The following is a 22,071-nucleotide window of genomic DNA, read 5'->3' as shown; positions in this document are numbered from 1 at the left end:
GAATCGCTCCGTCCCGACCATATTTTAAAGAAGGATCAAGCACTTAGCGGTTTGGTCCTTTTTTACGCCCGGGCGGCGCAAACCTGGCGCACTATTCGCGCATAACCCAGACCGGCAAGCCGCTCCTGCGCCACCGGTAGGGGCGCGTGGCTGGTGCAGGTTTATTTCGTTACATTCTGCATACCAACCGTGAATGCGCTGGGCATCCCAGGCTGGGTTGCCCGGCGGCTAGTGGAAGCCTGCCCCCTCTCCACTATCGCCCGGATTGGTTTTAGCCCGCTTATGCCAAAGTACTCTTTCTGGTTGGCTGGGTACGCCGGAACGGGTGCGTGCTCGGAGGCGGGTGCTCACATCTGAAATATGGCGTTCTACAACCTGCCGCTGCGCGTTTTGCAGTTGATTAAACAATCGATTGAAGCTGACCGCCGACCCGGACATAGAGCGGTCCGGTTTGTTCGTAACGTGCGGAGGCGTCAAGACGGCAGTGGGGGGACCAGCCTCCGAGCCAGGCACGCCCCAGGACTTTGATAGGTTCCAGCGGGTGGGTGGGCTTGCACGTGAAGGCAGCCCGGGCCGGTTGGACCGACGCCGGGCGGTCGTTGGTTAATTCTCGGCCTGGGCCTGCTGCAGGTAGTCGCTTGCCAGCATGCTCAGTGTTCGCACGCCGGTGACCAGCGCTGCATCATCAATCAGAAATCCGGGCGAATGGTTGGGCGCAGCCTTACCCATCTGGGTCATTGGTGTCACGCCGAGAAATACGAACAACCCGGGGCCTGGTTGGCGTAGAACGAGAAGTCTTCGGAGCCGGTGACCATGGGGGCGACCACTACGCGATCATGGGCTGCACGGCGCAGGGTCGGCACCATGCTTTCGGTCAGTATTGGGTTGTTGATGGTGGTCAGGTAGTTGTCGATGATCTTCACATCCGCGCTGGCTCCAGCCGCTTCTGCGATGCCTTTCGCGGTCCGCTCGATGCGTTCGTTTACCTGCTGTTGTACGTCGTCGCCGAAGGTTCGCACAGTGCCGGTCATGACGACTTCTTCGGGAATGATGTTGTGGCGAGTGCCGCCGTTGATGGTGCCAATGGTGACTACCGCCGGGGCGGGCATGATGTTGGTCTGGCGGCTGACTACGGTTTGCAAGCCGTTGATGATTTGCGCGCTGGTAGCGATCGGATCGACGCCATCCCACGGTTGAGCGCCGTGGGTTTGCCTGCCGTGTACGCGGATGTGCAAATCGCCTGAGCTGGCCATCACGGGGCCGCTGCGATAGCCGATCAGGCCGGTTGGCATCGAGGCTGCGACGTGCAGGCCAAACACTGCAGCAACCTCGGGGTTTTTCATCACTCCAGCCTCAACCATTTGCCGGGCGCCGAAGTGGCGTTCGCCATCGTAGGCATAGTCGCTTGGGCCTTCCTCGGCGGGCTGGAAGATGAACTTCACGCTGCCGGGCAGATCGGCTTTAACGCTGGCTAGTACTTCTGCGGTTGCCATCAGGATGGCGACGTGGGCGTCATGGCCGCAGGCGTGCATCACCGGGCGCTCTTCGCCCAGATACTGTTGACGGACTTGGGATGCGAAGGGCAGGCCAGTGGCCTCCAGTACCGGCAAGGCATCCATATCGGCGCGCAGGGCAACTACCGGGCCTGGCTTGCCGCCTTTCAACAGCCCGACGACGCCGGTTGTGCCAACCCCGGTTTCTACGTCCATCCCCAAATTGCTTAAATGCTCGGCGATCAGGGCTGCGGTGCGCTGCTCCTGATTGCCCAGTTCGGGGTGCTGGTGGATATCGTGACGCCAGGCAATGGCTTTGGGCTGAATGGCTTCAGCGCCCTGTGTCAGGCGCTCATCGAGTGAGCTATCAGCGGCGTTGGTAGCTAGCGCAAGGGGCAGGAGTAGGGCGGGAAGCAGGGTGTGGCGGCGCATGGATGCGTCCTCTTGTTTTGGTTGTTTTTGCTATTTCAGGTGTGAGGCGTGAGCGCAGCTGGCCCGGTGAGCAGCCGAACCATAGGCGAAATTGTCGGTAGAACTGGCTGGTCTGGCGGTAGCCGAGCAACAGCGCGAGTGTGTCATCTGCGTGGTCAGCCTGCACGTACTCCAGGCAGAGTCGTTGACGAACTGTGGCAAGCAGTGCGCTGAACGGTTGCTGCTCTGCGGCCAGTTTGCGCTGCAGGGTGCGAGGTGCCACAGCCAGCAGGCTGGCGCAGCGTGAGATCCGGGTTTCACCGCGAGGCAGCAGCGCAGTCAGCAGCAACTGTACTGACTCGCTCCAGCAATGGTCTGCGTTGGTGCGAATCAGCTGGCGCTCTCGGCGTGCGAGGCGGGCGATATTGGGCTGCGTGGTATTCAGCGCACGTGCCAGTTCCATTGCGGGAAACTGCAGTTCCAGGCGCTGCTCGCCGGAGAGGACCGCGACCGGGAGGCGTAGCAGGCGCCGGCAAGCATCCCGGGTGTCGTCAGACATCCCCGCAATGCCCGCGCTTGCCTGCTGTAAACCCAAGCCTTGGCAGGTGCGCATCACCGCGTACAACGCCGCCAGCAATTGCTGGTCGGTTGCCTGGGCTTCGGCTGTTGGTGTTACCACAATACTGGCTTGGTTGCCGTTCAACTCCAGCGCAAGACTGGCGAGATCGCTGTTCTGATGGAAGTAGCGTTTACTCAGGTTGATTGCATCGCGCAGGGTGCGGGCGTTGCCCAGATAGGTAGTCGCGAGAAAGGCTTCGGTGTAGTTGAGATAGCTGAAGGCGCGGACCAGCAACCAAGGCTCTTGCTGTTCCTTGGCCAGCTCGGTCACTAGCGTGCGTATGGCTGCCAGAGGTATACGTTGCGCTCGGGTTGGGGCCAGTAGCTGATTGCGCTGCAGCGCTGCCTGCAGCCTGCTTTCCGGTACACAGGCACGCAAGCCCTTGACGATCTTGTCGAGGTGCTCGCTGGATGCGCTGGGAGCAGGCTGTGTCATGGTATGGATCAACCGGGGCACTATTGGTGTGCCCAGTGTCGCGAGCAGGTTACCAGCAAACAAGTGCGGATCGCGCCATCCTGTGTGCTTTTTCCGCTGCTGCTCGGTCGCTGTGCGTGGTCGTTTCAGACTGTCCGACAGCTCGGCTGCTCAGCTAGCAGGGTTTGGTTTGGCGGCCCTGGTTCTCGGGAAACACCGCCTTGTGAATATAGTGGCGTGCATGCCGAGGTTGCCGTCGGCCACCTGAGTCATACCAAAGTCCACCGCGACCGAGATCATTGAGATGGCGTTGTTTTCGCCGAGCGCGTGCTTGGTCGTCAGATAGCTGTGGGTCTTGCGGACGGCGTTGCGCATCGCGGTCTCCAGCGATGAGCTTTTATAGACTTGAGGCTGTGCGCCAGTTGTCCATATTGCCGCCAAAGTAGTCCGGCGTGCAGATGTGATCGCTCATGTTGGCTCCCCATATCAGGTGTCTTTTCTTTGTCCGGATTATGTGGCGGAGGGGAAAAACTCTCTTGCCAGCAGGCGCATCAATCTTTGTCGAGCCGCCTGTGCCCAGCTCTGGCGCTTGGTTGTTCACGCCGGGGAAACCAGTAAAATGCGCCGTTCGCATTTTTCCTGTCTGTTGCCGGAGTTGCTGCATGTCCAACCTGATCTCCCCGCCGGAACGTCTGGCGCCGTTGTTTCTTGCCTGTCTGATGGCATCACCCGCGTTTGCCCAGGCAGATGATGTTGCCCAACTGGACGCGATTACGGTTGCCGGGCAGAAGTACGATGAGGTTGCCAAGGCCCGTGAGGCGCTCGATGAGGTGCCGGGCGCTACCAATCTGGTTGATATGCAGCAGGTTGAGCAGGGGCGGGTAGCCGGTGTCGCGGATGTGCTGGCCTATCAGCCGGGCGTGTACGCCCAGTCGCCCGGCAACGAGGGGGTAAGATCAGCATCCGTGGCTCCGGTATCAACCGTGGCCCCGGTGCGCATGCGTCCGGCAACCATATCCTGCTGGACGGCCTGCCGCTGACCGGATCGGGCGGTACGCCCTATGAGCTGCTGGAGCCGCTGTGGCTCAGCCGCGCCGAGGTGCTGCGCGGAGCCAACGGCTTTGAGCGTGGTGCGCTGGCACTGGGCGGCGCGGTGGACTACATCACCCGCAGCGGCTTTGATGCGCCGCGCCTGCAACTGCGCATGGAGGCGGGGAATGATGGCTACCTCAAGCGCCATATTGCCTCCGGCCAGGTGATTGGTGACCTGGACTACTACGTCGGTATTACCGACCTGCACTACGACGGCCAGCAGGATCACTCGGCAGGGAGTGGCAAGGGTGTTGTTGCCAACGTTGGCTTGCAGCTGACGCCTGATCTGGAAACCCGCTTCTTCGTGCGCTACCGGGAGACCGAACACCAAACGCCGGGCCGTCTGACCCAGTCGCAAATCGATGATGACCCAACCCAGGCTAACGCCGCCAATATCGCGCGCGATGCCAAGCGCGAGCAGCCCGGTAGTACTTGGCTGGCGAACAAAACAACACTGCGCCTGGATGACGTCAGCACCCTGGAGATGGGGCTGGTTTACCACTACTACCCGATGGACCTGATGGAAAGCCCGTACCGCATTCGGGTGGACTACAGCGACGTCAGCGCAACCCTGAACTACAAGCGTCAGCACCAGCTGTTTGGGCTGAACGCCAACACCACCGTTGGCTGGCGCACCACCACCAATCTGCCCAGCAGTGATGCAAAGGAAACCGCCTATCAGCCGCTCAACGCCAATGGAACTGTCTACCCGGTCGGCACGCTGATGCGCAAATACGAGCACCAAGGCTCAGACAACGTGCTGCATGTCAGCAACGAGCTGGAGCTGGCACCACGCCTGTGGCTGAGCAGCGGACTGGCGCTGATCTATACCCAGCGTGAGGTAGAGGTTACCTGGCCGGGCACCAATGAGCGGCTGGATGAGGGCACCTGGGATTACGCGCCACGTTTGGGCCTGCGCTATCAACTGGCGTCCGGCACCGAGGTGTACGGCAACCTGTCCCGCTCGGTCGAGCCGCCGCACCCGTGGTCGATGATCTGGGGCTCGCCGACCCGTTTCCCGGTCAGCAATCAGCCCTGGAGCAACCGCCAGAGCACGCCGGTCAGCCTGGATAACCAGACTGCGACGACCTTTGAAGTCGGTGCCCGTGGTGATTCGGTCGTTGGTCTGTGGGATCTGGCCTGGTACTACTCGCGGGTCAATCACGAGCTGCTGACCGTCGAGATTGAGCCGAACATTTTTGCCGAGTCCAATGCCAGTGCAACGGTGCACCAAGGTATTGAAGCCGGGCTGACCAGCACCTTGTGGCAGGGTGATGAGCTGGGCGCGCTGGCGTTGCGTCAGGCTTACACCTTCAGCGACTTCCATTACCGCGACGACGACACCTTTGGCAGCAACGCGCTGCCCGGTTTGCCACGGCATTACTATCAGGGTGAGGTGCGTTATCAGCACCCGGCAGGCGTCTACGTTGGGTTGAATACCCAGTATGCGTCCAAGGTGCCGGTGGATTACGCCACCTCCTGGAATGCGGATTCGTACACGATTTTCGGCGCCGTGGTTGGCTATGACGCGCCCAAGCGGGACTGGCAGACCTGGCTGGAGCTGCGCAATCTGACCGATGAGCACTACGCGGCCACCGTGACCCCCGGTTACAACGACAACGGGGTGGAAGCGGCGCGTTTGACACCTGGCGAAGGCTTTGGCGTGTACGCCGGGTTTTCCTGGAGCTGGCTCTGAGCGCCAGAGGGCGTGTGGAATGAGTTAGTGCTTCCTTAGTAAATATCGCGGCGGTAACGGCCGTCGGCCGCCATCTGCTTGATGGTGGCCGCGCCTAGCAGACCCTGCAGGATGCTGTCCACGGCCTGACCCATCGCCATGCTGCCGCAGACGCGGATGCTGGCGCCGCGGCTTACCCAGTCTTGCAGCCGCTCGGGCTGTTCGCGCAGCAGGTCCTGCACATAGCGCGGCGTGTCGGCACTACTGTTGTCGCGCGAGAAGCAGCGCTGCAGCAGCACTTGCTGTGGTGTCAGCTGGTCCAGCTCGCTGGCCAGCCAGCGATCATGCTCCGGGCTGCGCTCACCAAACAGTAGCCAGCTGGGTTGTCCGCGTTGTAGCTGGTCTTGCAGCAGGGCGCGCAAACCGGCCAGGCCTGTACCACTGCCAATCAGAATGCTTGGTGCGGGGCTGACTGGCAGCGCGAATGACGGGTTGTGATGTACGCGTGCCTCAATCTGATCGCCAGGCGTTGCCCGCTGGCACAGCCAGCCTGAAATCAGGCCCTGGCTGCCATCTTCTTTCATCACATGACGCACGAGCAGCTCCACCTGTTTGCCCACGCCGAGGTTGGCGATGGAATACAGGCGGCGCTGGCCAGCGTGCTGCAGCTCCAGCAGATCGCCGGCTTGCCACGGACCCAGATCATCGGCTTGCAGGCTCAGGTGAAAGGCGGTCAACCCAGGGCTGCCAGGGTTGAGCGCGCTGCGGCTGAGCAGGGTGACGGGTTGCCAGGGTTGCTCGTCCGCTTCCGGCAGCTCGTGCAGGCCGGTGTGTTGGGCCAGGCTGGCGCGCCAGCGTACCAGGCCGTCTGGGTCCTGGTTGTCGAGGTAGATGCTGTCCTGCAGGGGTTGCGCGCCGCGGTCACGCAGCCAGTTCTCCAGCCGTTTGGCGAAGGCGCAAAAGTGCGGGTATTGGCTATCGCCCAGGCCGAGCAGGGCGAAACTTAGCTCTGGCAGGGCAGGGCTGTGCGGCATCAGGCGGTGTTCAAAAGCCTGCGCGCTGTCTGGCGCCTGGCCGTCACCGTAGGTGCTTGCCACCAGCCAAAGCTGGCGACAGGCAAGAAGTTGGGCTGGGGTCACTTGCCCCAGCGGCACGCCAGCGGCCGAGTGGCCAGCGGCTTGCAGTGCGTGCAAAGCCTGCCTGGCCAGGCGCTGCGCCTGACCAGTCTGGCTGGCCCAGACCACCAGGGTCTGGTACTCGCCAGTGGTCCGCTCGCGGCGCCATAGCGGGCGCAGCCAATAGCAGGCGGCGGCCAGCCAGAGCAGGCTGGCCACCACGGCCCAGGCGCTGTTTCCCATCAGGGCGCGAGCACTTCAAGGGTGGTGCTGTAGCTGGCGCGGCGCTGGGTCACCGGCGCCTCCAGACCTTCAGTCTGTTTGTACTCGGCTTCCAGCCAGAACAGGCCAGCTTGACCCCACTCAATGCTTACCTTGCCGTCGGCGTCGGTGGTCAGCTCGCGTGCCTGATCACTGTCGCGGTAACGGGCGCCGGCCGGAATCAGGGCAATCTCGACGCCGGGAGCCGGGTTGCCGTCCAGCAGGAATACAAATTCCGCAGCTTCGTCGGCGTACAGGTCATTAGGATGGGTGACCGGCTGCAGTTCGAGGCCCTGGCCGGTGGGCTTGAGCACGTCTTCGGTCGGGTTGCCGGAGGTCACAAACAGCTCCATGCGCGAGTCGCTACGCACGATGCTGACGTTCTCGGCGTCGGCTGGGATCTGCTTGACGATGTCACCCAGGCTGCCCATGACGCGCTCTCGCTCGCCGTTGAGCTCGTACATGCCCATTACTCGGCCGCTGTTGGCGATAGCGATTTTGTAGGTGCCTTTTTGCTCCAGCTGCAGGTCAAAGCTGCTGCGCAGGCGACCCAGATGGCCGTTTTGCGGTGCAACATCGCTACCATCGGGTGCGGTGATGCTGAGCGGAGCAGGCTGGCGGTTGCTGTCGGCCGGTGGTGTGCCAACGCCTTCGAGCATGATCGGGAAGTGGTCGAAGTAAAAAATGCCATTGCCGACGGCGGCATCTACGGTAACCCAGGGTGCATCGCCAGACAGCACCGTGGAGGAGGGCACCATCCAGGCGCGGTGGGCATCGGCGGTCAGCGGCAGGGCGGCGGCTACGGCCAGTACAGAGAGTTGTTTGAGCAGTTTCATGATGTTGTCCTTATTGTTCAGGGAGTGAGTTGCAGGCGGATCTGGCCGAGTTCGCGACTGCCTTGCGCTTGCAGATCAGCGGCTTGGCTGACGGGCCAGCTGAAGGGCACCTTCAGCAGTTCACGGCCGCCCACCTCGCGAGCCGCTTCGACCACCAGTTCATAGTCGCCGGGGGCCAGTTCCTTGAAGGCTGGCAGATCTTGCAGGGCCAGTTCGTGGGCTCCGGGTGGACGGGTCGCGGCGCTGACGCCATCGACTGGCAGGTCCAGGCCGCGACCACTGCGACGCCACCACTGGCGCAGGTCTTTCAGCCACTTTTCACCTTCGTCGTCGCGCATCTTGGTGTCGTACCAGACGGTCAGGTCGGCGACATGCCCAGCGTCGTTTTCCAGCCAAATGGCGACGTAGGGACGGTGATACTCGGCAACATCCAGGCGCGGGATCTGCACGGTGAGTTGCACTTCGGCGGCCTGCAGGGCGCTACTGCCCAGCAGGGCGGCCAGGGCAAAGGCCAGTTGGGGTTTCATGGTGGTCTCCTTTCTCAATGCATGCTCAGTAGCAGAATCAACAGCGGGATAAGCAGCCCCAGGGTGGTCAGGGGCCAGGTGAAGGGGCGGTGGCTGGCCTGGCGCAGCAGCAGTAGCAGCCCGGTCAGGGCAAACACCAGGCAGGCAACTGCGGTCAGATCGATAAACCAGCTCCAGGTGTCTGAGGTATGGCGACCTTTGTGCAAGTCGTTCAGGTAGGCGATCCAGCCGCGGTCGCTGTCTTCAAACAGCAGCTCGCCGCTGCCCAGATCCAGGCTCAGCCAGGCGTCGCCACCCGGTCGGGGAAAGCCCATGTACAGCTCGCCGTCATCCCACTCGGGCGTGCGACCGGCTAACGAAACCGGCAGGGTCTGCTCCAGCCAGTCGGCCAGCTCGGGTGGCAAGGTGGCGTCTTCTGGCGGGTTTTGCAGGAGACTCGCGTGCAGTGGAGCGGGCAGGCTGGCTTCAATTTCGGTGACCTGGGCCCGTGACTCGATCTGGTGTGCGTGATTCAGGGTAATGCCGGTCACCGAGAACAGCAGCAAGGCCGCCAGGCAGATAGCCGAGCTGATCCAGTGCCACTGGCGCAGGGTGCCCAGATGGAAAGGTAGTTTCATAGCGCCGCGTGTTTGCAAAGATGAGGCGCTAGCCTAAAGGTAAAGCCTTATTTGAGAAAGGTTCTCGATTGTAAATTTTGTGCAAATTTTGGCTTGGTTCCGCTCGTCCAGTCGATTTGAACCCGCTTTCAGGTCTGCTTGACTAAGGGTAGGGTCCGTTGCTGTTTCGTTGGCCCCTAGAAACCCTTATGAGGAGAGCATCATGTCGTTTGATCAGAAGCATCCTGGTGAGAACAATATGCCGCATCTGCCGCTGCCTGAGCTTGATTCGCCCCATGACCACTGGGAAGGGCCGCTGGAGAGCGAAGAACTCAATGAGCTGGACGCGGGCGAGGTCTGTCGTAACCTGCGCGAAGAGGCCGAGTAGGGGCTGTTGTCATCGTTTCAGCAGGTTCGCACGAAACAGCATTTCAATGCGCAGACTGATGGCCCAGCGGGGCTGGAAATCTGCCTCACGTGGAAAATGCAGTTCCGGGACGATGTCGACGAACAGCATTTCCCGGTGAAGGTTTCGGCGGTAGTCGGCGAGCAGGTAGTAATCGTTGACGCGGAGGTTGGAGGCGCTGTCTCCGACCAATACCCCGGCGTAACGAATGGCACTGCGCGGCCCTAGCACCTCGTTGACTTGCGCCCCTTGCGAGAACTCCAGCGTGTCGTACTCCTCCTGCCATTGCAGCTGGCTGATAAAGCGTAGATGGCGGTGGCTGTCCAGCGGTCGGCCAACATCCCACTGGGTGCGTGCGGAGTAGCCGTCATCTTCAAACCAGGATACGCGGTTATAGCTCGATAGCTGCCAGGGGCTGTCACCCAGCTGCCACAGGCGCTCGGCGCTGGCACGTGCGTAAGGGTTGAGTGGCCAGCGTACCTTCACGCCGGCGCCGGCTTGGGTTTTCCAGCCGGCAGCGGGGTCTTTGTTGTCCAGCCCGGCCAGGCCCACCACCGTGTTGCTGAGGCTGTCGTCCTGGGGGCGCAGGGGCTCGGCGCCTTGCTCTTCCAGGGTGCCGCGCGATTCTTCCGGGTCGCTCTCGATGATCAGTCGCAGGCGCTCTCGGGTAGTGGGCAAGTCCAGTTTGAAGCGAATGCCTGGGTCAATCTCGAAATCCTCTGACTCCATCCAGTCAAAGTCACTGCTTAGTCGCAGGTAGGATTCGTTGTCGACCTCCTGGCTATCCAGCGTGCCGAAAAAGCCATCGAGATTGCGTGCGGTGCTGTCCACCCAACGGGTCACGCGGTCGTGGACCGGGGTAATGGTCTCAACGGCCCAGGGGGCCAGGTCGGTATCATCGTTTGGCGCGGCTTGCGCGCTGGTGATGCCAAGCAACAACACTACGGCAAGGTGGACTCTGCTCATGTTGTTTTGCTCCCTTCCGGCAAGCGCGGATCAACGCTGCGCAGCACTGATCAGCCCGCCCACAGCCTGAGTATAGCCCGTCTGGTGGATGGCACTCGGCCTGCAAGGGTGTAGACTGCGCCCAGGTGGAAGCGCTGTATTCAACGGCGGTCCGTTGAGGAGGCGTCATGCTGTTGTGTCTGCAGGTATTGGTGGTGCTGCTGGTGTCGCTCTGGGCGCTGCCGGCGCTCTGGTATCACCGTCCCCACCGCCTGTTGCTGCGTTTTTTGCCGCTTGCGCTCTGGTTGTTTTTGATGGCCCTGGTGCTGGTGTTTGCCTCTCGGGGCGAGCCCTTGCGCGCGGCGCTGTCCTTCATGGCGGGCTTTGCCCCCCTGTTGTTGTGGTGGCGTGGTGTGCTGCCCAAGGGCAACTGTGACTGGGCCGATGACATGGCCTATACCACCACTGGCGTGGTGGATGGCAACAGTCTGCGGCTGCAGCGGGTACGCTGTTTTGACTGGCGTAGTGCCACGGATTACCAGATTCGCTGGGAGAGCCGTGAATACGCGCTGTCCCAACTTCGTTCAGTGGATATGCTGACCTCTTTCTGGGGGCATCGCTCCATTGCGCATATGCTGATTTCCTTTGGTTTTTCCGATGGCCGCTATCTGGCCTGGTCGGTGGAAATTCGTCGGGTGCGCGATGAGGAATATTCGGCGATCGCTGGTTTTTTCAAACACTTCGAGCTCAACATCGTCGCCAGTGAAGAGACCGATATCGTCAAGGTTCGCAGCAACCATCGCGGTGAGGACATGTACCTCTACCGCACGCGCCTGTCACCGGCCGCGGGCCGCCAGTTACTGCTGGGTTATGTAGAGGCGGCCAATCGTCTTGCGGTGCGGCCGCGCTTCTACCACACCTTGCGGGCCAACTGCACCAATGTGGTTTTTATCCTGATGAAACGCATCCGTCCGGATCTGCGCAGCGATATTCGCCTGCTGCTCAGCGGCTATCTGGACAGTTACGTGTATGCCCAGGGCGGACTGCAAAAACCGTGGTCGCTGGCCGAGCTGCGCCGCCTGGGGCGCATTACCGAGCGTGCGCGTGATGAGCACAGTGAGGTACCTTTTTCCCAGCGCATCCGTCAGGGAGTGCCGGGTTGTGAGAACGACTGAGGTAGGTGAGACCGTATGAAAGTAGGGCTGTTGCAGTGTGACGATGTCGCCGCGGATCTGCTGGGCGCACATGGCAATTATCCACAGATGTTTGAGCAGGCGTTACGCAAGCGCCTGCCTGATATGAGCTACCGGGTGTATGCGGCTCACCGCGGAGAGTTGCCTGGCGATGTGCACGAGTGCGACGTGTACCTGACCACCGGCAGCAAGCACGGGGTGTACGAAGACCTGGATTGGATTCGTGGGCTGGAAGTCTTCGTGCGTGATCTGTGGGCGGCCGAGAAACCGCTGGTTGGGGTGTGCTTCGGGCACCAGTTGATGGCCCGTGCGATGGGCGGCAATGTGCAGAAGTCCGAGCGTGGTTGGGGCGTGGGCGTGTCCTTCAACCAGGTGATTGAGCCACAGCCGTGGATGCAACCGGCGCAAGAGTCACTTGACCTGATCGTCAGTCACCAGGATCAGGTCATCGACCTGCCAGCGCAGGCGCAAGTCATTGCCAGCAGCGATTTCTGTCCAAACTACCTCCTGCAGTACGGCGAGCACTTCCTTAGCGTGCAGGGGCATCCGGAGTTTGAAAAAGCCTACTCCTTCGACCTGATGGACATGCGCTCGCACACCATTCCGCCGGCGCGGGTGCGTGCCGGCAAGGCGTCGCTGCACGCGGAGCTGGACAGCGATTTGATGTTCGACTGGATCGTCAACTTTCTGCAAAAGGGTGCAGGCTTTGCCTGAGGCCGGGTAGCGGCGTATCCTGCTCCGCACCCTTATTCAGCGCGGGAGCGCCCATGATTTTTATCTCCAATCAGGTTCAGCTCGGCGACTGGGAAGTCGAGATGAGCGCCGTCCGCGCCCAGGGCGCGGGCGGTCAGAACGTCAACAAGGTGTCCAGCGCGATTCATCTGCGCTTTGACATCAACGCCTCCAGTCTGCCGCCGTTCTACAAGGAGCGGCTGCTGGCGCTGCGCGACTCGCGTATCACCAGTGACGGTGTGGTCGTGATCAAGGCGCAGCAGTACCGCACCCAGGAAATGAACCGCGAGGATGCCATTGCGCGACTGCGCGAGCTGATTCTGTCTGCCACTGTGGTGCAAAAAAAGCGCCGCCCGACCCGGCCCACCCGCAGCTCGCAACTCAAGCGGGTGGACGGTAAGGTCAAGCGCGGCCGCACCAAACAGCTACGCGGCAAGGTCGACCTGTAGACTGACTGGTTCCGCACTCGCTCAGGCAGTTGGCACCAGTACGCGATTGCCTGCGCCGGGCAGGGTGCGCAAGCTGCGGGCGCGGCTGTTGTCGATGCTGTACTCGGTAGCCTTGACGGTGCTGACAAAGCGCCAGTCAGCGCGTGCTTCCTCTGCGGTAAAGGTCACCAGCAGATAACCGCGCTGATTGGCGTTCAGATACTGCAAACCGTCTACCAGCGTGGTGATGGCCTGCTCGGCGGCTGGAATTTGCGCCTCACTCAGGCCCAGGTAGGACTCCAGCCCCGGTGAGCTGACCGAGGCAGTCGCAAACTCCACACCCACCGCATCGCCCGCCAGCGTGGCCAGGTTGTTGGCCCAGGCGTTGTGGGTGTCGCCGGCCAGCACCACCAGGTTCTGATTCAGGGCCCGGGCCGCGCCCAGTAATACTTCGCGCTCGTAGGCGTAGCCGTCCCAGGCGTCCAGGTTGTAGGGAATCACCGTCTCGATACGTGCAATCTCGGCAGCGGTGAGCGTCGGGTCACCGGCCTGCTGGCGCAGCTTGATGGTGACCAGCTCGGTCAGCATGGTGGTCATGTCGACCGCGCCCGGGTTCTGCAGGGCGGTAAGCATCTCTGCGGGCAGCAGCATGCGGCCCATCAGCACCTGTTGGCCAAGCACCTGCCAGGTGGCGGTCGAGGTGGCCAGTTGAGTCTGCAGCCAGTCAAGCTGGGACAGCCCCAGCAGCGTGCGGTTGGTGTCGCTGACATCGGCGCTGAAGCGCACTGCATCAAAGCCGGTGGCGCTGATGTAATCGGCAAAGTTCAGTTGCTCATCGCGCCCGATGATGCGGGTATCGAGCATGTGCAGGCTGACCAGATCACCGAAGTCAAAGCGGCGGTAGATAGTTTCTTCATCGTCGGCGCTGGCCGGGCGCACGGGCATCCACTCAAAGTAAGCCTGCAGCGCCGCCAGCTTGCGCTCGGTGAAGTCGCCTTCGCCGTCGTTGTGGTTCTCGGCACCATTGCGCCAGGTGTCGTTGGTTACTTCATGGTCGTCCCACACGGCGATAAAGGGCGCGCTGGCATGCAGCAGCTGCAGGTTCTCATCGGTGCGGTAGAGGGCATAGCGCTTGCGGTAGTCATCCAGCGAGAGGATTTCACTGGCGTTGTCGTCCGGCAGCAGGCGACCTAGCGCGGCTGCATCTTCGGTGGCGTAGCCGCCGTTGCCGTATTCGTAGATGTAGTCGCCCAGGTGCAGCACCGCGTCCAGTTCTGCCTCGGCCGCAGCAGCGGCGTAGACATGGAACAGGCCTGCCGGATAGTTGGAGCACGAGAGCACGGCAAAGCGCACTTGCTCGATACTGCCGGCCGGCAGTGTCTTGCAGCGGCCGACGGGGGAGGTGAGACCGGCTACCTTGAAGCGGAAGTAGTAGCTGGTGCCTGGCAACAGGTTTTGTGCGTCGACCTTGAGGGTAAAGTCACGCGCCGCGCTGGTGCTGGCGGTGCCGCTGTGTACCAGATCGGTGAAGGCGCTGTCGCTGGCGATCTCCCAACCAATCTGCACCTCTGCGTTGTTGCCATCGGTGGGGGTAATGCGAGTCCACAGCAGTACTCGGTCGGTCAGTGGGTCGCCGCTGGCTACGCCGTGCTCAAAGGCGAGGCCCCGCACTGGTTCTTCGTCGCTGGAAGAGGAACTGCTCGACAGGCACCCCTGTAAGCCGCTGGATACCACAATGCTGCCTAGGGCCTGCTGCCGTTTCGTTCACCCACCTGTTGCAGCCTGTAAAGCCGTCAATCAAGGAGCGAGGAGCGTAGCGTGGTCATTCCACGTGAGCGACGAGCGACGCCGAGTGGCGGCTTTACAGGCGCAACCCGTAGGGCCGGGGCCATTTTTCGGCCATGCTGCGTTGTCGGTCGCTTGTGTGGAATGACCACACTGAACTCCCTCCGCCTTGCCTGGCCGAAAAATGGCCTCCGGCAGGCGGGTAAACGAAACGGCAGCAGACCCTCGGGCCGAGGCACGCAAAAAATCCCGCCGATTGAATCCGCCCACGATACTGCTCCTGATTGATGGTGATGGGGAAGCCGACCCATGCCCTGCGCCGTCACTGGCGTGCGAGGTCGATCAGCCTTCCCTTATGGCAGCTGTGCGTGACAGGGGTACGACAGGAGCGTTACGGCTTGTCGACAAACCACATTGCGATGGCGTCGCTGGTCAATTGCTCGCGGTTTTGCGGCGTTGGCGTCCAGCTTCGCCAGCAGCGGGTGGCGTGGGTGAGGAACTCGAACAACGGCAGGTGCTGACGCAGTACCCGACGCTTGCGGTGGCTGATGACCGGGTTGAAATAGCCAAAGTAGTCGAACATCTGCCGGGGGTTCTTGCGCACCCACAACCAGGAGCCCATTTCCAGGGTGAACGGCAGGAACAGGTTGTCAGGACAGTGCTCCTGACTGTGGTCATACAGGTAGTCCCAGAGGTCGCCGTGGGTGGTGTAGTTGATCGACTGCGGCTCGATGATATAGGGGTGATGGTGCGGGTAGGTCTGCTCGAACAGTTGCTTGAGGCGCAGCACCTCGGCGATATGGGCGATCGGTTTGTGGCTGCGCGCGTAGCTGCACCAGAGCCGGTCGCGGCGACCGAAGCCGCTGTGGCAGTCGACACTCATGGCAAAGGGCGCGTTCATCATGCGCTTTTGCACGGTGTTCACCACCGCCTGCGCCTCCGGCTCCATGGCGCTGCCCAGTTTGCCGCGGTACCAGGGCAGGCGTCGACTGATGCGGTGGCCACTGACCAGCCAGGGCACCGGTCCCATCGCATCGACCGGGGCGTTGCGCATCAGGTCTACACCATTGAGGTTGCTGCGCCTGTGGTGCCAGATGCCGCCGGGGTTGATCATCGGCATGAACAGCAGGCGCACCCGTTCCAGTTGTTCACGCAGTTGATCATCCCAGTCCAGCCGGTGCACCAGGCTGTGCAGCCAGGAGATCAGTACCTGGGTGCCAATGCGCTCGACACCGTGCACGCCACCAAAGAAACCGATCACCGGCGCCTGTGGCGAGCGGCTGCCCAGCTCGATCACCCGTACCGGAATCGACAGCCCGTTGACGGGTACATGCAAGGGGGTGCTGACCCGCAGGTGGCGGGCAGCCTGATGCAGTAACTGCTCAAGCTGAGCGTGTTCGGGGAGGTGGCGGTGAATCTGGTGTTGCGCGTCTGACATGGTGTGCTCGGACGTGGGGAAACCAGATGATCGCAACGTTGTGTGACGGTTGTGTGACGGTTGGGTGAAGGTTATGAAGGAAGCACTGATCAATTCCGCATGCCCTCTGGCGTTCAGGCTGGGCCGCATTCGGCTGGGCTGCAATCAAGGCGTGATTTCGAAGGCATGTCGGGACCTGTCGAGAAATCACAACGCAGAGTGCTGCCCAGCCTGAGCGCCAGAGGGCGTGTGGAATTGATCAGTGCTTCCTTACACGTCCGGGTAGAGTGGCTCGATGCCGCCCTCGGTCAGCGCTTCGGCCTCGCGCTGTCGTGCTTGGGTAACCTTGCGCACGGCGCGCCACAGGGGCTTGCCGCGCCAGGTGCTGTCGATCTGGCCGAACAGGCAGGCGTTCAGCTCGTCCAGCGCATCGGCCAGCACCGGATAAGCGTGACTCAGGGAGATCAGGTCGCTGTCTTGCCGTTTGGCCCAGTGCTCCAGCGCCTTGCGAGCCTCGGCCGGGCGGTTGTGGCGGCAGGCGGTTTGCAGGTCTGCCAGCGGGTTGTCGGGCAAGTCGCTCTCCAGGCCGGCGCTGTCTTCATCGAGCTGCTGCAGGCTGTTGAGGGTTGAACGGGCGTTGCGTAGTAGGTGAAGAGTCCAGAGCAGGGCGCAGGTCAGCAGGGCGCATATCAGCTGCCAGGGCCACAGCAGCGGTGCCTCGTTGCTGGCCGGCAGATTCCAGTCCGGGGGCGGTGCCTGGGGAGCGCCGTTGCTGCGCACGTTGAGCTGCACGGCAGCCAGTTCGGATGTTTCCAACTGATCGGTCTGCGTATTCCACCACTGCACGGCGATAGCAGGAATCTCGAAGTGGCCGGCATGTCGCGTGACAACCGCCGAGCTTTCTTGCCGCAGGCCGAGGATACCCGTATCGGAAAGCTGGTTTTCCAGCTGCGGCTGGTCACTATATTGGCGCAGGTCGTCGTTGTTCAGGTTCAGGGTGCTGAGCTCGGGGAGCTGACTGGCGGTAAGGCCGTCGGCCTGAATTGACAGCGTGCGGGTCAGGGGCTCACCGCGCTGCAGTTCCTGGGCTGGGTCGGGTTGCCAGTTCTGGCTCAAGCGAACCTGGCGTGCCGGCAGCCAAGGGGTGTCGGCCGGGTAGCTGGCGGGGATGGGGCGTACCTCAAGTTGCAGACTGGGCGAGCGCAGCTGCAGAAAACGTGCGTTGTGGCCGCTGTTGCGTTCTGCCTTACGGGGTTGCAGGGCGGTGGCGCTGAACAGCTGCGAGGGTATTTCCAGCGACCCGCTGCGCTGTGGATAGATAGCGTAGCGAATCTCGATCACGCCATGTACCACACCATCGAGCGTGCGTTCATAGGTTTTGGGCGCGCCCAGGGCTTCTACGCGCGCCTCGGGGATATCCAGCCCGCTCAGGGTAGAGTCGTCGTACAGTGAAACGGAATGGTAGATGCGCAGGGTGAGGAGCACCTGTGCCTGCACGTAGGGTGTGGCGGTGTCGACCTCGGCGTCGATGAAGACGGCGGCCTGATTGGCCGGGTCGGCGCTGACCAGTTGCTCCGCGGTCAGCACCCGGAGGCTGACCGGGTCGCTGTGTTCGCCGCCAAGCGACAGCGGCGGTATAACGACAAACCCGGTGCGCAGCGGTTGCAGTTCGACGACCCAGCGGGTCACCGGTACGGTGCGACCGTTGATCTGGCTGACCAGGCTCAGACGGCGGTGGTTTAGTACCTGAAAGTGCTCCTGCAGCGGACTTAGATCGAGCTGATCCTCGCGGCTGGCCAGGGTGCTTTCCAGCGTCAATTCGACGGTTTGCTGCGGCGCCAGTTGAATGCGGTTGACACTGGCCTGCAGCGCCGCCTGGAGCGGCGAGCTGCAGCACAGTAGCACGAGGAGAAGAAACAGCTGGCGCATTATCGTGGGCGTCCGTCCGGTTTTTGCAGGTGTTGATAGAGGAACTTGCGGCGCAGCAGTTCGGCCGGGTTATCGGGTATGTCCCGTAGCCATTGTTGCACAGCTTGTTGCTGTTCGATCTGTTGCCGGCTGCTGCCACCGCCGCCGCTACCGCCATGCTGAGTGGCGTCTCCCGCATCCTCCGGGCTGGCGATCAGCTCGCCGGGTAGGGCGCCAGTGCTTTGGCCCTGGGAATCGCCGCTGCTGCTGCCTTGGGCACCGGCGGCAGGGTCCAGGCCGCCGGCGCTGCTGCTTTCGCCGCTACTGGCCTGGCCCTCGTCGCTGGCACCGTCGACCTCTGCTTCGCCCGGATTGTTGCCCCCAGGCTGGGTATCTGGCTCGGCGTTCTCGCTCGCGGGCTGCTCTTGCGCTGGCTCTTCATCGGGATCGGCCTGCTCCTGCAGGCTGGCCAGATAGGCCTCGACCTGCTGGCGGTTATGGCGCGCAGCGGTGTGGTCGGGCGCCTGCGTCAGAGTAGCTTCAAAGGCGAGTAGCGCGCCCTGGTAGTCCTCGGCCAACGCCAGCGCGGTGCCCTGACTGAAGTGATACTGGGCGTTGTCAGGTTCGGCGCTGGCCAAGGCGCCCCAGGCGTCGGCTGCCGCTCTATAGTCGCCGGCCTGCAACAATGCCCAGGCGCGCCACTGCGGATCTTCAAAACGGCTGGCGGCTTCGGCAGCCTGACCCGCCTGCAGCAGGGCGCTGGCCTGTTGGTCAGGGCGCTGCCACAGATCCTGCCAACTCAGGGCGTTTGCCGGGAGCGGCAGCCACAGGGCGCAGAGTATCAGCAGCAGCCAGCCACGGCGTGCGCCCAGGGCCGCCAGCGGTAGCAGCAATAACAGCAGCCAATGGCCCTGATCTTGCCGCTGGACGCCCAGTCCGGCGTCGCTTGGCTGGTTGCTGCTGTCGGCCAGCAGTTGCTGCAGGTCACGCTCATCGGTACTGAGACGGCGGTAATCACCGCCCTCAGATCGAGCAAAATCGAGCATCGCCTGTTCATCCAGACGCGGCAGCAGAATCCGCCCCTGGTCGTCGCGCATAAAGCCGCCTTCTGCCAACGGAATGGGCGCACCGTCAGCCGTACCAATGCCGATGATACGCAGGGCAGCGCCAAGCTCACGGGCGCTGACAGACAGGCTTTCACTGCTTACCCCCTCGATGCTGCTGGCCAGCAGCAGTACCTGGGTGGCGCTGTCGCCGCGCTGTGAGCGCATGTCGGCGGCCAGTTGCAGCGCCTGATCGAGCTGCTGGCCGCGCACTGGCATGATGTCCGGGTGCAATGCGTCCAGCAGGTTGCGCAGGGTGTCGTGGTCGCGGGTCAGCGGGGCCACCAGGTGGGCGCTGCCAGCGTAGGCAATCAGCGCCACACGGCGGTCCGGGTAGCGTTGTAGGAGGTCGCGAATCTTGCGCTTTGCCTGCTCCAGACGGGTCGGTGGCAGGTCGTTGGAAAGCATGCTGCGCGAGACCTGCAACACCAGGATCAGACTGCCACTGTCTTCGCGGCGCTGGGTGTTGTCTGACTCCCAGGCCGGGCCGGCGAGAATCACCAGACTGAGGCTCCAGACGCAGGCCAGCAGCAGGTAGCGCCCCCTATAGTGGCGTCCGGTCTGATGCTGTAGCAGTGCCCTGCGCAGGTTGGCCGGCAGCAGCGCATCCCAGCCGGAATGCTGGCGATGATGACGGTACAGGTAACCGCATAGCAGCAGCGCCGGAATCAGGCCAAGCAGCCACAGGGGGCGCAGAAAAGCGAAGGGCATTCCCGACTCAGGCATGCATCCTCCGGCGCACCGGGCGACTGCTCCACAGGGTGCTGAGTAGCAACGCCAGTGCCAGCGGCCAGGGGTAGAGTGGTTTGGCCTCGCGGCTGGCCCGGTCGGCCCGCTGGCTGGGCTCAAGCTGCTCGATACGCTCGATCATCTGTTGCAGCGCGGCACTGTCGCTGACGCGGAAGTAGTCGCCTCCGGTCAGCTTGGCAATCTCTTGTAGTGTGGCCTCGTCGAGATCGTTGGCGGGGTCGCTGTCGCCTTCCAGAATGCTCAGCAAATCACTCTGGCCACCGCCTTCGGCGCCCACGCCAACGGTAAAAATACGGATGTGGGCGTCGCTGGCTATACGCGCTGCCTGGATGGGCGACATGGTGCCGGCAGTGTTGGCGCCGTCAGTGACCAGCAGCAGGACACGGCTGTTGGCCGGCTGCGCGTTCAGGCGCTTGATGGCCAGGCCGATGGCGTCGCCGATGGCGGTATCGCGTCCAGCTAAGCCGATGAAGGTCTCGTTCAACCAGGTGCTGACGCTGTCCAGGTCGTAGGTCAGCGGCGACTGCACATAGGCCTTGTCGCCAAACAGGATCAAGCCCAGGCGGTCGCCGCCACGCTGACCGATCAGCTCGCTGAGCCAGTGCTTGACGACGCTCAGACGATCGCTGGCAGCGCCATCGAGCTGCAGGTCGCGGGTGTCCATACTGGCCGACAGGTCGATGGCGAGCATCATGTCGCGTCCGCTGCTGAGCGGTGGCAGGGGGGCACCGAGCAGTTGCGGGCGGGCGCAGGCCATCACCAGCAGTAGCCAAATCAGAATTAGTGGCGCTGCACTACGCGGGGTGTGCACCAGCACCTGCTGTTTGCTATCCAGTCGTCTCAAGCGCGGCAGAAAGGCGACCTGCAGGGCTCTGGCTGGGCGCTCAGCCGCAGGCAGCAGCCAGCGCAGCAGCCAGGGCAGCGGTAGCAGCAACAGGGCGGCGGGCCAGGCAAATTCAAACATGGTTGTACCTGATCCAGCGCAGCAGCTCGCGCTGCAGTGCTCTGCGCTGCTGTGGGTTCAGCGTTAGTTGCGCCTGATACAGGGAACTGCCAAGCGGGGCCAGCAAGTCGTTGCGTGGACGCGGGTAGTGCTGACACAGGTAGTCGACCCAGGCCTGGCCATAGAGCCGTGTGGCGGTGGCGTTGCCGCGGCTTTTCAGGTGGCGCTTGAGTTGGGTGTTGAGCGCGGCGAGCCAGTCCTGATCTGTCAGGCTGTCCGGCACCTCCCAGATAATACGCTGAGCCTTCAGGCGGCGGCGCTGGCGCTTGCGGTTGAGGACCAGCAGCAGCGGCACCAACACCAGCAGACTGACTAGCAGGGCAGCCAGTAGCAGCCAGCCAGGCGCGGGCGGCCACCAGCTGATCGGTGGCGGCGGAGCCGGTAACAGCAGGCTCTCCTGCAGCGGGCTAGTCACAGGGCGGCCGGGCGGGGGTGCCCGCTCAGGGTGTCGCGCAACTGCTCGTGAGCCGGGTAGCGGGTATCCAGCGGCAGCAGGCTGCAGCGCAGCCGGCGCGCCAGCCGCAACCAGGCCTGGCGCTGGGCATTGAACTGATTGGCGTAGTCCGCGCGCACTGCGTCCTGGCGGGTGTCCAGGGTCAGGTGGCGTCCGGCCTGGGCAAAATTCAGTAGACCGCAGCGCGGCAGCTCGGCATCCAGCGGATCGAAGACCGGCAGCAGGATCACATCGTTGTGACCCGCCAGCGGCACCAGCAGGCTCTGGTTGAGACCGTCGATGGCCGCGTGGTCACAGATGATGTACAGAATGCTGCCGGGGCGAATGATCTCGCGGCTGTGACGCAGCGCGAGGTTGAGCGACTCGGCGCCAGGCTCTTGCGGGTCCTGTTGCTCAGGGGCCAGGGTGTGGTTCGCTTGCACCAGCAACTGCAGTAGCTTGAGCAACGCCTTGCGATCGCGGCGGGGGCGCACCTCATGGCACTCGGCATCACCAAACACCATGCCGCCTACCCGGTCGTGGTGGGCCAGCGCGGTCCAGGCGATCAGGGCACAGGTTTCGGCGGCCAGTACGGATTTGAAGCAGCGTTGGCTGCCAAAGAACAGCCGTGCGCTTTGCTCGCCGATCAGAAAGACCGGCCGCTCGCGCTCTTCGTTGAAGACTTTGGTGTGTACCTTCTGACTGCGTGCGGTGACGCGCCAGTCGATGTTACGAATATCGTCGCCGGGCAAATAGGCGCGTACCTGGTCAAAGTCCACGCCACGACCACGCAAGCGGGAATTTTGCTGGCCCATCTGCCGGCTGCTGCGCACCGGTCGGCTGAATAGCGGCAGCTCATGGCAGTGCCTGCGGGTGGCCAGCAGGGCATCCAGCGTGGTGTGGATGGCCGGGTCGCTTGCGGCGCTCAT

General features: G+C 62.8%; 18 protein-coding genes and 2 pseudogenes. 5 read left to right on the top strand and 15 right to left on the bottom strand.

The features are described 5' to 3' along the window. Nucleotides 1-603 precede the first annotated feature (603 nt). From HV822_RS01115 to HV822_RS01105, 3 genes and pseudogenes are all read right to left on the bottom strand, one after another. A pseudogene (locus tag HV822_RS01115) lies at nt 604-1,925 on the bottom strand (amidohydrolase). Further along, the gene (locus tag HV822_RS01110; protein ID WP_238871837.1) at nt 1,861-2,958 is read right to left on the bottom strand and encodes a helix-turn-helix domain-containing protein; all 1,098 of its coding nucleotides are present in this window, start codon (nt 2,956-2,958) and stop codon (nt 1,861-1,863) included. Before HV822_RS01110 ends, HV822_RS01115 begins: the two are co-directional and overlap by 65 nt. A 150-nt stretch (nt 2,959-3,108) precedes the next feature. Then, entirely contained in the window at nt 3,109-3,312 is a 204-nt protein-coding gene (locus HV822_RS01105) for a hypothetical protein (protein WP_238871836.1), read from the bottom strand. Nucleotides 3,313-3,599: 287 nt separating this feature from the next. Here HV822_RS01105 and HV822_RS01100 point away from each other — a divergent pair. After that, nucleotides 3,600-5,725 (top strand): annotated as a pseudogene (locus tag HV822_RS01100) (TonB-dependent receptor family protein). A gap of 35 nt (nt 5,726-5,760) precedes the next feature. Here the strand turns inward: HV822_RS01100 and HV822_RS01095 are convergent. Genes HV822_RS01095 through HV822_RS01080 form a run of 4 tightly spaced genes read right to left on the bottom strand, consistent with a single transcriptional unit; the run spans nt 5,761 to nt 9,060 of the window. Beyond that, nucleotides 5,761-7,062: an NADPH cytochrome P450 oxidoreductase family protein gene (locus HV822_RS01095; protein WP_238871835.1), complete on the bottom strand. Its 1,302-nt coding sequence runs from the start codon at nt 7,060-7,062 to the stop codon at nt 5,761-5,763. Beyond that, entirely contained in the window at nt 7,062-7,916 is an 855-nt protein-coding gene (locus HV822_RS01090; RefSeq protein ID WP_238871834.1) for a DUF4198 domain-containing protein, read from the bottom strand. The genes HV822_RS01095 and HV822_RS01090 overlap by 1 nt, the downstream gene beginning before the upstream one ends. A gap of 17 nt (nt 7,917-7,933) precedes the next feature. Further along, entirely contained in the window at nt 7,934-8,443 is a 510-nt protein-coding gene (locus HV822_RS01085; RefSeq protein ID WP_238871833.1) for a DUF2271 domain-containing protein, read from the bottom strand. A gap of 14 nt (nt 8,444-8,457) precedes the next feature. Then, entirely contained in the window at nt 8,458-9,060 is a 603-nt protein-coding gene (locus tag HV822_RS01080; protein ID WP_238871832.1) for a PepSY-associated TM helix domain-containing protein, read from the bottom strand. Between the two features lie 202 nt (nt 9,061-9,262). Here HV822_RS01080 and HV822_RS01075 point away from each other — a divergent pair, with 202 nt between their 5' ends. After that, nucleotides 9,263-9,427: a hypothetical protein gene (locus HV822_RS01075; RefSeq protein WP_238871831.1), complete on the top strand. Its 165-nt coding sequence runs from the start codon at nt 9,263-9,265 to the stop codon at nt 9,425-9,427. A 9-nt stretch (nt 9,428-9,436) separates the two neighbouring features. Here the strand turns inward: HV822_RS01075 and HV822_RS01070 are convergent, their stop codons facing one another. After that, nucleotides 9,437-10,411 carry a hypothetical protein gene (locus HV822_RS01070; protein ID WP_238871830.1) on the bottom strand — a complete coding sequence of 325 codons (975 nt, stop codon included), beginning with the start codon at nt 10,409-10,411 and terminating at the stop codon, nt 9,437-9,439. Nucleotides 10,412-10,578: 167 nt separating this feature from the next. On the opposite strand from HV822_RS01070, the gene HV822_RS01065 reads away from it, so the two are divergent. From HV822_RS01065 to arfB, 3 genes are read left to right on the top strand one after another with little or no spacing between them, the layout of a single operon-like run. Continuing rightward, entirely contained in the window at nt 10,579-11,565 is a 987-nt protein-coding gene (locus HV822_RS01065) for an Lnb N-terminal periplasmic domain-containing protein (protein WP_238871829.1), read from the top strand. Between the two features lie 15 nt (nt 11,566-11,580). Further along, nucleotides 11,581-12,297, top strand: a complete 717-nt coding sequence (locus tag HV822_RS01060) for a glutamine amidotransferase-related protein (protein ID WP_238871828.1) — start codon at nt 11,581-11,583, stop codon at nt 12,295-12,297. A 53-nt stretch (nt 12,298-12,350) separates the two neighbouring features. After that, the gene (arfB, locus tag HV822_RS01055; protein ID WP_238871827.1) at nt 12,351-12,764 is read left to right on the top strand and encodes an alternative ribosome rescue aminoacyl-tRNA hydrolase ArfB; all 414 of its coding nucleotides are present in this window, start codon (nt 12,351-12,353) and stop codon (nt 12,762-12,764) included. A gap of 21 nt (nt 12,765-12,785) precedes the next feature. Here the strand turns inward: arfB and HV822_RS01050 are convergent, their stop codons facing one another. From HV822_RS01050 to HV822_RS01020, 7 genes are all read right to left on the bottom strand, one after another. Further along, nucleotides 12,786-14,414 (bottom strand): alkaline phosphatase D family protein, encoded by a 1,629-nt coding sequence (locus HV822_RS01050; protein ID WP_238871826.1) that lies wholly within the window; start codon nt 14,412-14,414, stop codon nt 12,786-12,788. Between the two features lie 505 nt (nt 14,415-14,919). Continuing rightward, nucleotides 14,920-15,966, bottom strand: a complete 1,047-nt coding sequence (locus HV822_RS01045) for a DUF2817 domain-containing protein (protein WP_238871825.1) — start codon at nt 15,964-15,966, stop codon at nt 14,920-14,922. 249 nt (nt 15,967-16,215) lie between these two features. After that, a complete protein-coding gene (locus tag HV822_RS01040) occupies nt 16,216-17,874 on the bottom strand; it encodes a BatD family protein (protein WP_238871824.1) in 1,659 nt (552 codons plus the stop codon). Then, nucleotides 17,874-19,682 (bottom strand): VWA domain-containing protein, encoded by a 1,809-nt coding sequence (locus HV822_RS01035; protein ID WP_238871823.1) that lies wholly within the window; start codon nt 19,680-19,682, stop codon nt 17,874-17,876. The genes HV822_RS01040 and HV822_RS01035 overlap by 1 nt, the downstream gene beginning before the upstream one ends. After that, on the bottom strand, nt 19,675-20,670 hold the full coding sequence (locus HV822_RS01030; protein WP_238871822.1) for a VWA domain-containing protein: 996 nt from the start codon (nt 20,668-20,670) through the stop codon (nt 19,675-19,677). The genes HV822_RS01035 and HV822_RS01030 overlap by 8 nt, the downstream gene beginning before the upstream one ends. After that, nucleotides 20,663-21,124: a DUF4381 family protein gene (locus HV822_RS01025; protein WP_238871821.1), complete on the bottom strand. Its 462-nt coding sequence runs from the start codon at nt 21,122-21,124 to the stop codon at nt 20,663-20,665. The genes HV822_RS01030 and HV822_RS01025 overlap by 8 nt, the downstream gene beginning before the upstream one ends. Beyond that, on the bottom strand, nt 21,121-22,071 hold the full coding sequence (locus HV822_RS01020) for a DUF58 domain-containing protein (RefSeq protein WP_238871820.1): 951 nt from the start codon (nt 22,069-22,071) through the stop codon (nt 21,121-21,123). The genes HV822_RS01025 and HV822_RS01020 overlap by 4 nt, the downstream gene beginning before the upstream one ends.

This window comes from Halopseudomonas maritima, assembly GCF_021545785.1.
Taxonomy (GTDB): Bacteria; Pseudomonadota; Gammaproteobacteria; order Pseudomonadales; family Pseudomonadaceae; genus Halopseudomonas; species Halopseudomonas maritima.
The sequence above is the reverse complement of the archived record's forward strand: the minus strand, read 5'-3'. Positions and strand labels throughout refer to the sequence as shown.